The sequence below is a fragment of the Paenibacillus sp. MBLB1832 genome (assembly GCF_032271945.1).
Taxonomy (GTDB): domain Bacteria; phylum Bacillota; class Bacilli; order Paenibacillales; family NBRC-103111; genus Paenibacillus_E; species Paenibacillus_E roseopurpureus.
In genome coordinates this window covers 265001-278781 of sequence record NZ_CP130319.1, presented here as the reverse complement: position 1 = coordinate 278781, position 13781 = coordinate 265001, and the positions used below count along the sequence as shown (strand labels likewise).

The 13781-nt window shown below is 47.5% G+C and carries 10 protein-coding genes, 10 tRNA genes and 1 rRNA gene; 3 read left to right on the top strand and 18 right to left on the bottom strand.

Annotated features, from left to right (window positions below):
* Window positions 1-55: 55 nt before the first annotated feature.
* The 7 genes from MJB10_RS01290 to MJB10_RS01260 form a co-directional block, all read right to left on the bottom strand.
* The gene (locus MJB10_RS01290) at window positions 56-547 is read right to left on the bottom strand and encodes an acyltransferase (protein WP_314800798.1); all 492 of its coding nucleotides are present in this window, start codon (window positions 545-547) and stop codon (window positions 56-58) included.
* Window positions 544-1203, bottom strand: coding sequence for a pyrophosphatase PpaX (gene ppaX / locus MJB10_RS01285; RefSeq protein ID WP_314805441.1), 660 nt, complete (start codon window positions 1201-1203; stop codon window positions 544-546). Before ppaX ends, MJB10_RS01290 begins: the two co-directional genes overlap by 4 nt.
* Window positions 1181-2155: a prolipoprotein diacylglyceryl transferase gene (gene lgt, locus MJB10_RS01280; protein WP_314800796.1), complete on the bottom strand. Its 975-nt coding sequence runs from the start codon at window positions 2153-2155 to the stop codon at window positions 1181-1183. The genes ppaX and lgt overlap by 23 nt, the downstream gene beginning before the upstream one ends.
* A gap of 36 nt (window positions 2156-2191) precedes the next feature.
* A complete protein-coding gene (gene hprK / locus MJB10_RS01275) occupies window positions 2192-3133 on the bottom strand; it encodes an HPr(Ser) kinase/phosphatase (RefSeq protein ID WP_314800793.1) in 942 nt (313 codons plus the stop codon).
* Window positions 3134-3308: 175 nt separating this feature from the next.
* Complete coding sequence (locus MJB10_RS01270; protein ID WP_314800789.1) at window positions 3309-4439, bottom strand: ABC transporter ATP-binding protein; 1131 nt, start codon at window positions 4437-4439, stop codon at window positions 3309-3311.
* A 112-nt stretch (window positions 4440-4551) separates the two neighbouring features.
* Complete coding sequence (locus MJB10_RS01265) at window positions 4552-5667, bottom strand: PucR family transcriptional regulator (RefSeq protein WP_314800787.1); 1116 nt, start codon at window positions 5665-5667, stop codon at window positions 4552-4554.
* A 129-nt stretch (window positions 5668-5796) separates the two neighbouring features.
* Window positions 5797-6648, bottom strand: a complete 852-nt coding sequence (locus MJB10_RS01260) for a C40 family peptidase (protein WP_314800784.1) — start codon at window positions 6646-6648, stop codon at window positions 5797-5799.
* A gap of 245 nt (window positions 6649-6893) precedes the next feature.
* On the opposite strand from MJB10_RS01260, the gene MJB10_RS01255 reads away from it, so the two are divergent.
* Genes MJB10_RS01255 through MJB10_RS01245 form a run of 3 tightly spaced genes read left to right on the top strand, consistent with a single transcriptional unit; the run spans window position 6894 to window position 9403 of the window.
* Complete coding sequence (locus MJB10_RS01255; RefSeq protein ID WP_314800781.1) at window positions 6894-7490, top strand: gluconate 2-dehydrogenase subunit 3 family protein; 597 nt, start codon at window positions 6894-6896, stop codon at window positions 7488-7490.
* Window positions 7487-9049, top strand: a complete 1563-nt coding sequence (locus MJB10_RS01250; RefSeq protein ID WP_314800777.1) for a GMC family oxidoreductase — start codon at window positions 7487-7489, stop codon at window positions 9047-9049. Before MJB10_RS01255 ends, MJB10_RS01250 begins: the two co-directional genes overlap by 4 nt.
* 54 nt (window positions 9050-9103) lie before the next feature.
* Entirely contained in the window at window positions 9104-9403 is a 300-nt protein-coding gene (locus tag MJB10_RS01245; protein ID WP_314800775.1) for an MTH1187 family thiamine-binding protein, read from the top strand.
* Between the two features lie 91 nt (window positions 9404-9494).
* On the opposite strand, the gene MJB10_RS01240 is transcribed toward MJB10_RS01245, so the two are convergent.
* The 11 genes from MJB10_RS01240 to MJB10_RS01190 form a co-directional block, all read right to left on the bottom strand.
* Window positions 9495-9567 (bottom strand) — tRNA-Lys (locus tag MJB10_RS01240).
* A gap of 11 nt (window positions 9568-9578) precedes the next feature.
* A tRNA-Tyr gene (locus MJB10_RS01235) sits at window positions 9579-9660 on the bottom strand.
* A 44-nt stretch (window positions 9661-9704) separates the two neighbouring features.
* Window positions 9705-9777, bottom strand: a tRNA-Phe gene (locus tag MJB10_RS01230).
* Window positions 9778-9822: 45 nt separating this feature from the next.
* Window positions 9823-9899 (bottom strand) — tRNA-Asp (locus MJB10_RS01225).
* 23 nt (window positions 9900-9922) lie between these two features.
* Window positions 9923-9998, bottom strand: a tRNA-Thr gene (locus MJB10_RS01220).
* A gap of 11 nt (window positions 9999-10009) precedes the next feature.
* Window positions 10010-10085: transfer RNA gene (locus tag MJB10_RS01215), tRNA-Val, on the bottom strand.
* A 19-nt stretch (window positions 10086-10104) separates the two neighbouring features.
* Window positions 10105-10181: transfer RNA gene (locus MJB10_RS01210), tRNA-Met, on the bottom strand.
* Between the two features lie 26 nt (window positions 10182-10207).
* Window positions 10208-10299 (bottom strand) — tRNA-Ser (locus MJB10_RS01205).
* Between the two features lie 115 nt (window positions 10300-10414).
* Window positions 10415-13328 (bottom strand): 23S ribosomal RNA (locus MJB10_RS01200).
* 216 nt (window positions 13329-13544) lie between these two features.
* A tRNA-Ala gene (locus MJB10_RS01195) sits at window positions 13545-13620 on the bottom strand.
* A gap of 18 nt (window positions 13621-13638) precedes the next feature.
* Window positions 13639-13715: transfer RNA gene (locus MJB10_RS01190), tRNA-Ile, on the bottom strand.
* Between the last annotated feature and the right edge of the window lie 66 nt (window positions 13716-13781).

Genomic DNA, 13781 nt, shown 5'->3' with positions numbered 1-13781 from the left:
ACAACGAAAAAGGCGCCCCCAAGAGGACACCCATTTAATAAAGATCAAGCCTACACTACTCCACGCTACCCGCACGGATAACTTGCAGCGGATTGCCAGCTACAAAACTATGCGGAGCCACATCCTTATGTACCACTGATCCAGCGCCGATAATCGCATAATCACCAATCGTCACGCCAGGAAGAATCGTTGTATTCGCCCCGACCAAGACATGCGAGCCTATGCGCACATCGCCTAGTCGATATTCCTTCGTAAGATATTCATGTGCGAGGATCGTCGTGTTATAACCAATAATCGTATTGCTGCCTATATGTATCTTTTCTGGAAAAAACACATCCACCATCACCATCAAGGCGAAAGCCGTCTGCTCCCCGACCGTCATCCCCAGCACGTGCCGATAAATCCAGTTTTTCATACGTAACGAAGGAGAGTACCGGGTAATTTGGATAAATACAAAATTCTTAATGGCCTTCCATTTACTCACCGTGTGATAAATTTTCCATAACGCATTCGGTCCTTCAACCGGGAATTTCTCCGTATTCCTCAATCAGCCTTCACATCCGCCAAAATACCAACGAGCGGCAGCAGATCGAACATATCTTCAACGATATGATCAGGGTTATACTGCTCCAGATAGGAGCGACCCTTCCATGACCAGGCGACCCCAACCGAAGTAACTCCCGCATTTTGCGCTGCCTCGATATCATAATGACTATCGCCTACCATCATCGTTTCCTCAGGACGACTCCCCAGCTCTTTCAGTGCTGCAAGGATGCCCTCTGGATTCGGCTTCGCTTCTTTCACATCTTCCACAGTGACGATCGTACTAACGAATGCATCTAGGCCGCATAGCTTTAGCCCCATCAAAGTCGTTTGTCTGATTTTGCTCGTTACAATACCGATCTTAATGCCATTCTCATGAAGCTTCGTCATTACCGTGCGTACATGCGGGAATTCTCTGACTAATTCGTCATGTTTGGCTAGATTAAATGTCCGATACTTCGTAATCAGCGCTTCTACTTCCTTTTTCCCTGTAAAAAACTCCATTTGCTCTACCAACGGACGCCCCATATTCGGAATAATGCGCTCCCTACTGAGGGGTTCTGGTGTTTCGCCTTCCAAGCTATGCAGAAAGGATTGCACAATTAACTCGTTCGTATCAACGATCGTGCCGTCCAAATCAAACAGTACGGTTTGAATCATAGTCGACTCCTTCATCTGACGCTTCCTCTTTTACTACCTGGTTTTTCTCGATCGCCTTTGTAGACACGATAGGGTCGGCGTATCTCTCGTTAGCATACCCTTTTTTCCTCCGAACGATGATTAACACGATAGCCGCGATCACAATCAGAAGCGATAATAGCTGCGAGAACCGAACATTGCCGCCATACGTCAACTCGCCAGGTTCAAATACCAGCTTCATTGGCGACCACAGCGCATTCATCAAAGAGGCTAACCATCCTGGCCCTGTGATGTCCAAGCTATCTGTCCGGATTCCTTCAATAAAGAAGCGTCCAATCGAATACCAGATAAAGTAACTAATAAATAGCTCTCCAGCGCGCAAGAACGGTCTACGTCTTAAATACAAAAGCACAAGCAATCCAGCTAAGTTCCATACCGATTCATACAGAAAAGCGGGGTGGTAGAATACACCATTAATATTCATTTGATTTACGATAAAATTAGGCAAATGAAGGCTATCTCTCAGGAACGACTCGGATACTGGCCCCCCGTGTGCTTCCTGATTCATGAAATTGCCCCAACGACCGATCGCTTGTCCAACGATAAGCCCTGGTGCCAGAATATCCGCGATGCGGAAGAAATTATAGCCTTTAGCTCTAATATAGAAAGAAGTACCGATAATGGCTCCGATCAGCGCCCCATATATCGCAATACCGCCATGCCAGATCATGAAGACTTCCCATAAATTATCCTTATAGTCTGCCCATTGGAAGCCCACATAATAAATCCTTGCGCCAATAATGGCAGACGGTACCCCGATCAATAACAAATCCATGAAGAAATCCGGAACGATACGGAATCGTTTCCCTTCTCTAATTGCTATCATCAGACCCACTAATGCAGCTGTTCCTAAAATAATGCCATACCATCGGACATGAATCGGCCCTAAGGAAAATGCAATGCTCTCTAACATAGTTTCACTCCTTTAATAGGTATGTTGCATGTTTTATCAATCAAAATCTTCATAATCCTCATTAATCGATTCCGTCAATTTATTCGTAAATTGCAGTGCCGCATTGTATCCCATGCGTTTCAAACGATAATTCATAGCCGCAACTTCAACGATAACGGCCAAGTTTCGGCCTGGACGAACAGGGATCGTCACGAGTGGCAAGTCCGTATCGATAATTCTCGTCAACTCTTCATCTAAGCCTAGACGATCGTATTGTTTCTCTTGCTGCCAGTTCTCCAGCTTCACCACAACGGAAATTTTCTTCACGTTCCGGATGGCCCCTGCCCCGAATAACGTCATCACATTAATAATGCCGACGCCGCGAATTTCGAGCAAATGGCGAATCAATTCCGGCGCATTCCCCGTTAACACTTTATCGCCATTCTGACGAATTTCCACCGCGTCATCCGCGATGAGTCGGTGCCCTCTCTTTACAAGCTCCAGCGCTGTTTCACTTTTCCCGATGCCACTGCTTCCTGTAATCAGCATGCCAACCCCGTACACATCTACAAGAACCCCATGTATGGTCGTGCTTGGAGCCAGCTTATTCTCAAGAAAGCCCGTCAAGCGGCTGGCGAAAATCGTCGTTGAAATCTGCGTGCGCAGCACAGGCATGTTCTGCTTGTTCGCCTCTTCGAGCAGCTCTACTGGGACATCCAATCCTCGTGTTACGATGATACACGGCGTTTCCTCAGGCGCACATAGCTGCTCTACCCGATTGCGGCGAACCCCAACCGTCAGCATTTCCATAAAGGTCACTTCGGTTTTGCCCAAAAGCATAATCCGTTCTCTCGGATGGTAATTGAAATAGCCCGCCATCTCAAGACCAGGACGATGCAAATCTCCCGTGGTAATCGGCCGTTTTAAGCCGCCTTCCCCAGCTAACACTTCCATATGTAACTGCTCTATCATCTCGGAAACCTTTACTTTTTTGGCCATTGTTCACTAACTCCTTCGAATTTGCTTATGTACCAGGTGCTCAGCATGCAGCAAACAGGCTTCCCAATAGTTTCATCGTAATAGAATACCTTATTGAAATCAACTCTCGTGTGCATAATCCGCGGCACTTCATACAAAAAAGCCAGCCGATAACGGCTGGCCTTTCTGTACAATCCTATAGGTTAGGGTTAACCAAGATGGAAAGTGTTGTTTCTTTATCGAAGAAATGAACTTTGTTCATATCAAGTGCCAATTTAACGTTAGTACCTTCTTTGATTCCAGAACGACCGTCAACACGTGCAATTACAGTGTTAGCGCCAATACCGTTCAAGTACAAGTACATTTCATGACCCAAGTTCTCAGTCAATTCAACGTTTACGTTGAATACTGTGTTCGGGGAAGCTTCCAAGAATACTGGCTCTTCGTGAATATCTTCAGGACGAACTCCCAGAATCACTTCTTTGCCAACGAATCCTTTGTCTTTCAGAACTTGTGCTTTACCAGCAGGAACTTCTACGTTTACGGAACCAGCTTTGAAGAAAATGCCGCCGCCTTCTTGTGTCAATGTTCCAGACATGAAGTTCATGGATGGGGATCCGATGAAGCCTGCAACGAACATGTTCACTGGGAAGTTGTAGATTTCTTCTGGTGTAGCCGCTTGTTGAATAATACCTTTATCCATAACAACGATACGATCGCCCATTGTCATTGCTTCGATTTGGTCATGCGTTACGTAAATTGTCGTAACACCAAGACGTTTAGTCAATTTAGTGATTTCCGCACGCATTTGTACACGAAGTTTCGCATCCAAGTTGGAAAGCGGCTCATCCATTAAGAATACTTGTGGCTCACGAACAATCGCACGGCCCAAGGCAACACGTTGACGTTGACCACCAGAAAGTGCTTTTGGCTTACGATCCAACAAGTGAACGATATCTAGAATTTTCGCTGCTTCGCGAACACGAGCATCGATATCAGCTTTTTTGAATTTACGAAGTTTCAAACCGAACGCCATGTTTTGATAAACCGTCATATGCGGATAAAGAGCGTAAGATTGGAAAACCATCGCGATATCGCGATCTTTAGGAGCTACGTCATTTACAAGGCGGTCTCCGATGTAAAGTTCACCTTCAGTAATTTCCTCTAGTCCTGCGATCATACGAAGTGTTGTGGATTTTCCGCAACCGGAAGCACCTACAAGAACTACGAATTCTTTATCAGCAATTTCAAGATGGAAATCCTTAACTGTGGATTCTTCTGCACCAGAATACTTTTTAACGATATGATTTAAACGTACGCCTGCCATGATTTCATTCCCCCTACAATTTATCGTTCGAATGCGTTCTTTATCAACATTTCTATATTCACATCTTACCCCACTAACAGCGGACTGACTATGCACAATCCCTACAAAAAAATCACTTTCTTTTCGTTACTTTGTACAATAGCAGTGCAAGACGTACTAAAACGGCATGATTGAAGGTCCTAACATCCAATCCTGTCTCGTTTTTGAACTTATCCAACCGGTACAACAGCGTATTACGATGAATATATAACTTCTTCGCCGTTTCACTCACATTGCAGTCTAAGGAGAAGAAATGATCCAGCGTTGTTACTGTCTCACTATCCAGCACATGATCCGTGCCGCGGAGCACTTGATCTAAGAAATCAGCTTTATCTTCTTCTTCAATAAGATGCAGCAACTTCTCCAGACGAAGCTCCCAGCGCAAATGAATAAAGCTGCCAACATGGAAAGATCGGCCTAGCATAATTGTTTCACGTAACTTCAGAACAGTAGCCAGCAAAGATTTCGCCGGTTTCACTGGAAAATCAATTGCTAAGTGACATTCGCCTACCCATTCATTGGCCAGCATCTCATATAATCCTGAACCCAAGGCATCTAGCGTTTGCTCAACGCTTTCCTCCTCGTCCCCCTCGCGCTCCTCACTGCCGCTCGTGATTAATCCTTCTGGTGCTAAGATCATCCATTCCTTCTCTAGCAGTGGGATTAGAATAATATCTGCTTCGAAGAAAGACTCCAATAGCTTCTTTAGCTCCGTGTAAGAGACGCGTTGATTAGCGGGATAATCTCCATAGAGCAGTAGAGGAATTTTCGTTGAATAAAGAGAAGATTGTGACGCCAACGCATCCGGCAGCTCAGCATGGCTTGTCCCTCGCTCCATTTGCAGCAGCAGCCACTCTCGGAGTTGCTGAGATTTCCTCTCATCCTCGGAAACAAAAGCTTGCTTCTGCTTCTTCTCCTGCGGTTGCTTCGATTCAATCGTCAATTCGACAAGCTTTCGCTCGGATACGGACAATTGGCTCCCATTTATTTGAAAGACACGGATTTCCTTATTTTCCTGAGAAACGAAGAATAAGACTTCATCACCCAAGTTAACACTCCGAGTGAAGCCTTCTGGCTGCTTTCGCTGATCCTCCACAAGCTGGTACCAATCGGACTCAGGTATCAGGCTCATCTGTACCCGCGACTGTAAAACCGCTTCCAATCGCTCTTTGACTTGCTCCCAAATCATTGCCTTCACTCCCTGCACCACATGCAATTTTCTATCTATTCTCTCTATTGTACCATAGGTTCGGGCTACCCTGTGAATCCGAAAGAACCCCCGGACCAGATGAGGTCTCAAGGGTTCTTTTTTCCTGCCTTATTTCAGAATACGTCGAGCCGTTACATAGTGGTCTGCCCACCATTCTTTATTAATCGACGTATATTTAACTCCGCCTTCACCGTACGTATGAATCATCATGCCATCACCGACATAGATGCCCACATGCCCAATATTTTTACCTGAATCTACCGTTGTAAAAAAGACGAGATCACCCGTTTGCAAGTTGCTCTTGCTAACGTACACACCTTCCTTTGCTTGGTCGCGCGATACACGCGGCAGCGTGATCCCGTACTCAGCAAATACCGTCTTCGTAAACGAGGAGCAATCCATCGTTTTTGTTTGTCCATATTTTGCACCGAATACATAAGGAGTCCCTAAGTACTTCTGCGCGGTTAGAATGAGTTCAGCTTTCAAACGATCTTTCGCATTTAGAATGCTTCTTCCCCCAATAAACCTGCCTTTCAGTTCACTCACATTGCGTGTAACGACTTCATCTTTGCTCTTGGAGGCCATGACTATCTTTCCTGAACCGATATAAATCCCAGCAAACGTCGGCTTCGTGCCACTGCCAAAGAATAGCAGATCGCCTGGCTCTGCCTTATCTATTTTTCTAATTTTCGTGGATTTCATGTTAAATTGTCCGCTCAACGTTCTAGGCACCGTATAATTTAATGTTCCATAAACGTAATAGATGAGACCTGAGGAGTCAAATCCTGCAGATGGCGTTTCATCACTTTTCGTATAATCGACACCAATCATCTTTTTCGCTAGAGAGACGGCATCCATATCATCATTTGCAGCATAGGCAGAAACTGCCGTTGTTGCTGATAATGCAATTGTAATAGCAGCTGTCAGTCCTAAGGCACGTCGAGCAAATCTCTTTATCATAGTAGTTCCTCCTATAAGTGCAATGTTAGATGTCTACGTTCTCTTTTCCAAGTACAAGAGTACCACGATAGCGAAAAGTCTTTCATTCTAAAGATATTACCTATCCGTCATGACTTTGGTATCCGTACCAATCATTTCAACATCATTCTTGAAGAAACTAAATAAACCTCATATTCTCAGCTGTTTTGGAAATAATTGTAGTAGTACTTTTGCAAGATGATTTCTTGCTATGGAGGTAAAGAGGCATGAGTGATCATAACCATTATCCAAGCTTTGACATCATGGAGGGCTTTACCGAGTGGGATAAACATACCCAATCCATTATAAAAACACGTATGCATCGCGAGCATGCCTTGAGCTCCTTGACCGCAATTGAAGCTGAGAACTTGCGGGCTTGGTGCTCCTTGCTCATGGACGATCATCGAGGTGAAGTTATTCAATTTATCATTCATCATATCGACCACAAATTAACGGACCATCGCGGCGAGGGCTATCAGCTGGTAGGTATGCCTGGCCTTCGTGAATTCATAAGCCGAGGACTTAAAGCTATTGATGAAACAGGCTGGTATCAGAACAGTCAGCCTTTCTTTCAATTAAGAGAAGATATGCAACGCAACATCATGCTGCAAATTCATGATGGAAGTTATCCGACTACGAAAAATTGGGAAGGAATATCTCAAAAATTATTGTTCGACAAGCTCCACCAACTCAGTATTGAAGCTTACTATGCACATCCGCTCATTTGGTCTGAAATTGGGTTTGGCGGGCCTGCCTATCCTAGGGGGTATTCTTTACAAGAACCAGACCAACTCGAAACCTGGGAGGCTGTGAAACGATCATGAAATGGCGCAATGAAAATGAAATAGTTGATATTGTTATCGTTGGGGCAGGTGCAGCTGGCGGAGTTTTAGCAAAAGAGTTAAGCGAAGCTGGTCTTGGCGTGGTTGTTCTCGATGCCGGCCCTTGGCGCGATCCTCTGCGTGATTTTGCCAGTGATGAATTAAGCATGCAAACCTTAAGATGGGAGGACACACGGCTGGTGGAGGCCGATCCATCGTTTATCTCAGGACATCATCAATCAGGGAAAGGAATTGGCGGAGGTACACAGAACTTCACAGGCGTTTTCCTACGGTTCCATGAGTCTGATTTCAAAACAAAAGCCATCGATGGTGTAGGCGAAGATTGGCCCTTTCATTATAAGGACCTTGAACCTTATTACACGAAAATCGAACACGAAGCATCCGTTTCTGGACCCAAACATTTCCCATGGGGGAATTTCCATGGTCCTTATCCTTACCCAGCCCACGAGAGCTTAAGCCAGAACGCTATTTTGTTTCAAAAAGGCTGCAAATCGCTCGGTATTCAATCCGCCCTGACACCATTGGCCATCCTTTCCGAACCTGCTGAAGGCCGACCCGCTTGCATAAATCGTGGATTCTGCCTCCAGGGTTGCATGCCGCAGGCCAAATTTAGTACGCTCAGCGTTCACATCCCTAAAGCCGTTCAAGCTGGCGCCGAAATCCTTGCGGAATGCAGAGTCATTCAAATCGAAGTAGATTGCTATGGACATGTGTGCGGTGTTCTCTTTGTCCACCACGGGACAACCTATCGACAGCGTGCCAAGACCGTCATACTCTGTGCACATGCGGTAGAAACACCACGACTGCTCCTTCACTCCGCGACACCAGCGTTCCCAGATGGATTAGCCAATTCCAGCGGTTGGGTAGGACGAGCTATCATGACCCATAGCAGTCACGACGTCTATGCGAAATTCGAGCAAGAGGTTCGCCTGTACAAGGGCATTCCTGTTCTCGCGTCCACACAAGACTTCTACGAAACGGATCCACGAAGAGGCTTCGTCCGCGGCTACACCCTGCATGCCCATGGCTCGAGGCCGATCGAGATGGCCGAAGGAATTCGCAAAGCAACGCATGCCCCTATGTGGGGTACTTCCTTCCGGCAAACCATGCAGGACTACAATTTCTATGGTCGCTTGAAAATGGTAGGAGAAGTGCTTCCCGACTGGCATAATCACGTATCGCTTTCAGATGAAAAAGATGAGTGGGGCATGCCAATTGCCTCCCTCTCGTTCCATTACAGCGACAACGATCTCAGACTCATCGATCACGCCGTTGATTACATGAGCATGATTCTTCGTGCCGCGGGCGGTGAAAATCCCTATGTCGTACCTGACACCCAACATTTGATGGGCGGATGCCGGATGGGCAATGACCCGTCCACCTCAGTGGTCAACTCGTATGGTCAGAGTCATGACATCCCCAATTTGTTCATCTGCGATGCCAGTATTTTCGTAACCTCCAGTGGTGGCAATCCCACACTGACGGTCATGGCTCTAGCCGCTCGCACTGCAGATTACATCATTGACCTTGCGAGCTCCTAATTGTTATCCTTACTGGTAATGAACCATTCTAAGGAAAGGAGCTAACACAAACATATGGCTATTGCTGAATTCACCATCATTCCCATCGGTACAGCAACAACAAGTCTCAGCAGCTATGTTGCTGACTTACATAAAGAATTAGCGCGGCATACGGATATCCGCTTTGAAATGACTGCCATGGGCACCATTCTGGAAGGCCCATTGGACCGACTATTTGAGGTCATCCGCAGCGTCCATGAGGTTCCCTTCATGAACGGCGCTGCTCGAGTCTCGACCTCCATCAAAATCGACGATCGGCGCGATAAGAGCGCCTCGATCGAGCAAAAGATGCAATCGGTTGCATCTAAGCTGTGAACAGCAAAAAAAAGCATCCTAATCGTTTAGGATGCTTTTTACTATACAAACAAAAAAAGACCCCTCGGCCTTGTACGTTTACTTATAAAAGTGAGTCATGTAGGATTCGAACCTACGACACCCTGATTAAAAGTCAGGTGCTCTACCAACTGAGCTAATGACTCGTAGGTAAAAATGGAGGCTGATGGATTCGAACCACCGAACTCGAAGAGAGCAGATTTACAGTCTGCCGTGTTTAGCCACTTCACTAAGCCTCCGGATACGAGATACCCGTATTGCCAATGCAATACAACCATCTCAATGGCTTTGGACGGAATCGAACCGCCGACACGAGGATTTTCAGTCCTCTGCTCTACCGACTGAGCTACAAAGCCAAATGATTGATTTATAACATATTTTTCATTAATTGTGATAAGAAATGGCGGAGCTGACGGGATTCGAACCCGCGGTCTCCTGCGTGACAGGCAGGCATGTTAGGCCACTACACCACAGCTCCATGCTACAAATCTTTACAAAAAATGGTGCCGTCGAGAGGACTTGAACCCCCAACCTACTGATTACAAGTCAGTTGCTCTACCAGTTGAGCTACAACGGCATAAAAAATAATGGTGGAGGCTGACGGGATCGAACCGCCGACCCTCTGCTTGTAAGGCAGATGCTCTCCCAGCTGAGCTAAGCCTCCATCTGGTTTTTTGGTTTTATGGTAGCGGCAGAGGGGCTCGAACCCCCGACCTTACGGGTATGAACCGTACGCTCTAGCCAGCTGAGCTACGCCGCCACATAAAATGTATATATATTTGGAACTGGCGGAGAGAGAGGGATTCGAACCCTCGCACCACTTACGCAGTCTAACCCCTTAGCAGAGGGTCCCCTTATAGCCACTTGGGTATCTCTCCAAGATATATATACGATTCAGGAATAGTATTCCCTGAAAACTAGATACGAAACTTTGTAAAGTATGCTACTTAGGAAAGCTGAGAGACTTTTAGCTCCGCTAAAAGATCCCTATATTAGGTTAAGCCCTCGACCGATTAGTATTCGTCAGCTGCATACGTTACCGCACTTCCACCTCGAACCTATCAACCTCGTCGTCTACAAGGGGTCTTACATACTGGGAAATCTCATCTTGAGGGGGGCTTCGCGCTTAGATGCTTTCAGCGCTTATCCCCTCCGTACATAGCTACCCAGCGATGCCTCTGGCGAGACAACTGGTACACCAGCGGTACGTCCATCCCGGTCCTCTCGTACTAAGGACAGCTCCTCTCAAATTTCCTACGCCCGCGACAGATAGGGACCGAACTGTCTCACGACGTTCTGAACCCAGCTCGCGTACCGCTTTAATGGGCGAACAGCCCAACCCTTGGGACCTACTTCAGCCCCAGGATGCGATGAGCCGACATCGAGGTGCCAAACCTCCCCGTCGATGTGGACTCTTGGGGGAGATAAGCCTGTTATCCCCAGGGTAGCTTTTATCCGTTGAGCGATGGCCCTTCCATTCGGTACCACCGGATCACTAAGTCCGACTTTCGTCCCTGCTCGACTTGTAGGTCTCGCAGTCAAGCTCCCTTATGCCTTTGCACTCTGCGAATGATTTCCAACCATTCTGAGGGAACCTTTAAACGCCTCCGTTACATTTTAGGAGGCGACCGCCCCAGTCAAACTGCCCACCTGACACTGTCCCCATACCGGATCACGGTACCAGGTTAGAACTCCGATACGATCAGGGTGGTATCCCAACGGCGCCTCCACCCAAGCTGGCGCTCAGGCTTCAAAGGCTCCCACCTATCCTGTACAGATCGTACCAAAGTCCAATATCAAGCTGCAGTAAAGCTCCATGGGGTCTTTCCGTCTTGTCGCGGGTAACCTGCATCTTCACAGGTATTAAAATTTCACCGGATCTCTCGTTGAGACAGCGCCCAAGTCGTTACGCCATTCGTGCGGGTCAGAATTTACCTGACAAGGAATTTCGCTACCTTAGGACCGTTATAGTTACGGCCGCCGTTTACTGGGGCTTCAATTCATAGCTTCGGGTTGCCCCTAACCACTCCTCTTAACCTTCCAGCACCGGGCAGGCGTCAGCCCGTATACTTCGCCTTGCGGCTTCGCACAGACCTGTGTTTTTGCTAAACAGTCGCTTGGGCCTTTTCACTGCGGCCCCCTCGGGCTATTCACCCTACCGAGGCACCCCTTCTCCCGAAGTTACGGGGTCATTTTGCCGAGTTCCTTAACGAGAGTTCTTCCGCGCGCCTTAGAATTCTCTTCTCACCCACCTGTGTCGGTTTGCGGTACGGGCACCTTCGCCTGGCTAGAAGCTTTTCTTGGCAGTGTGAAATCATGACCTTCGGTACTTAAGTTTCCCTCCCCATCACAGCCCAGCCTTACGGTTAGCGGATTTGCCTACTAACCAGCCTCACTGCTTGGACGAGCATCCATCAGCTCGCGTCACTATCCTTCTGCGTCACTCCATTGCTCATAACGGCTACGGTGGTACAGGAATTTCCACCTGTTGTCCATCGACTACGCCTTTCGGCCTCGCCTTAGGTCCCGACTTACCCTGAGCGGACGAGCCTTCCTCAGGAACCCTTAGGTTTTCGGCGGATCAGATTCTCACTGATCTTTTCGTTACTTATACCGGCATTCTCACTTGTGTACGCTCCACCTGTCCTTACGGTCAGAATTCAATGTATACACAACGCTCCCCTACCCATGCACACAAGTGCAAGCCATAGCTTCGGTGGCGTGTTTAGCCCCGTTACATTTTCGGCGCAGAGTCACTCGACCAGTGAGCTATTACGCACTCTTTCAATGGTGGCTGCTTCTAAGCCAACATCCTGGTTGTCTGTGCAACTCCACATCCTTTCCCACTTAACTCACACTTGGGGACCTTAGCTGATGGTCTGGGCTGTTTCCCTTTTGACAATGGATCTTAGCACTCACTGTCTGACTCCCGGATTTAAGTTTGTGGCATTCAGAGTTTGACTGGACTTGGTAACCCTTGGCGGGCCCCGCACCCAATCAGTGCTTTACCTCCACAACTCAACATCCGAGGCTAGCCCTAAAGCTATTTCGGGGAGAACCAGCTATCTCCGAGTTCGATTGGAATTTCTCCGCTACCCCCACCTCATCCCCGAATTTTTCAACATTCGTGGGTTCGGGCCTCCAGTGAGTGTTACCTCACCTTCACCCTGGACAGGGGTAGATCACACGGTTTCGGGTCTACGTCTACAAACTAATGCGCCCTATTCAGACTCGCTTTCGCTGCGGCTCCGTCTCTTCAACTTAACCTCGCTTGCAAACGTAACTCGCCGGTTCATTCTACAAAAGGCACGCCATCACCCGTATAGAGGGCTCTGACTTCTTGTAAGCACACGGTTTCAGGTTCTTTTTCACTCCGCTTCCGCGGTGCTTTTCACCTTTCCCTCACGGTACTGCTTCACTATCGGTCACTAGGGAGTATTTAGCCTTGGCAGATGGTCCTGCCGGATTCCGACGGGGTTTCACGTGACCCGCCGTACTCAGGATACCTCTAGGCATACGTTCGATTTTGGCTACAGGGCTTTTACCTTCTATGCCGGACCTTTCCAGATCACTTCGCCTACCGAACTTTTGCCACAATGAGGTCCTACAACCCCAAGGAGCAAGCTCCTTGGTTTGGGCTATTCCGCTTTCGCTCGCCGCTACTGACGGAATCACTTTTGTTTTCTTTTCCTCCAGGTACTTAGATGTTTCAGTTCCCTGGGTCTGCCTCTACAGTAGCTATGTATTCACTACTGAGTAACTGCGCATTACCACAGCTGGGTTCCCCCATTCGGACATCCCCGGATCAAAGCCTGCTTACGGCTCCCCGAGGCATTTCGTCGTTCGCCACGTCCTTCTTCGGCTCCTAGTGCCTAGGCATCCTCCGTGTGCTCTTTCTAGCTTAACCTAGAAATTACATTTAAAGATTTTGTGTAACCCTAAGGTTAACACAACCTAAGTTCTTACTTTACATTTCGTTTCGTTATCTAGTTTTCAAGGAACAACTTTGTTACAGTGATTCGATTTTCTTCACCCTATTTCAGCGGCGAAAGTTATCTTATCATATCTTGCAACACCATTTCAAGTCGAAATTTCTTGGAAATCTCTGTCTTCAAATGGATTATGGTGGAGCCAAGCGGGATCGAACCGCTGACCTCCTGCTTGCAAGGCAGGCGCTCTCCCAGCTGAGCTATGGCCCCATATAGGAATTATTAAATTGGTGGGCCCTAGTGGACTCGAACCACCGACCTCACCCTTATCAGGGGTGCGCTCTAACCAGCTGAGCTAAGGGCCCGTATAGGGAAATTCCTCAAAATAAAAACCCACCTACAAGCTTTCGAAGCTTTCTCCGAAAGCTTGC

Coding starts and splice junctions, on each gene's coding strand:
- ppaX (WP_314805441.1), bottom strand. CDS start 1,203: ATGATTCAAACCGTACTGTTTGATTTGGACGGCACGATCGTTGATACG.
- lgt (WP_314800796.1), bottom strand. CDS start 2,155: ATGTTAGAGAGCATTGCATTTTCCTTAGGGCCGATTCATGTCCGATGG.
- hprK (WP_314800793.1), bottom strand. CDS start 3,133: ATGGCCAAAAAAGTAAAGGTTTCCGAGATGATAGAGCAGTTACATATG.
- MJB10_RS01270 (WP_314800789.1), bottom strand. CDS start 4,439: ATGGCAGGCGTACGTTTAAATCATATCGTTAAAAAGTATTCTGGTGCA.
- MJB10_RS01265 (WP_314800787.1), bottom strand. CDS start 5,667: ATGATTTGGGAGCAAGTCAAAGAGCGATTGGAAGCGGTTTTACAGTCG.
- MJB10_RS01260 (WP_314800784.1), bottom strand. CDS start 6,648: ATGATAAAGAGATTTGCTCGACGTGCCTTAGGACTGACAGCTGCTATT.
- MJB10_RS01255 (WP_314800781.1), top strand. CDS start 6,894: ATGAGTGATCATAACCATTATCCAAGCTTTGACATCATGGAGGGCTTT.
- MJB10_RS01250 (WP_314800777.1), top strand. CDS start 7,487: ATGAAATGGCGCAATGAAAATGAAATAGTTGATATTGTTATCGTTGGG.
- MJB10_RS01245 (WP_314800775.1), top strand. CDS start 9,104: ATGGCTATTGCTGAATTCACCATCATTCCCATCGGTACAGCAACAACA.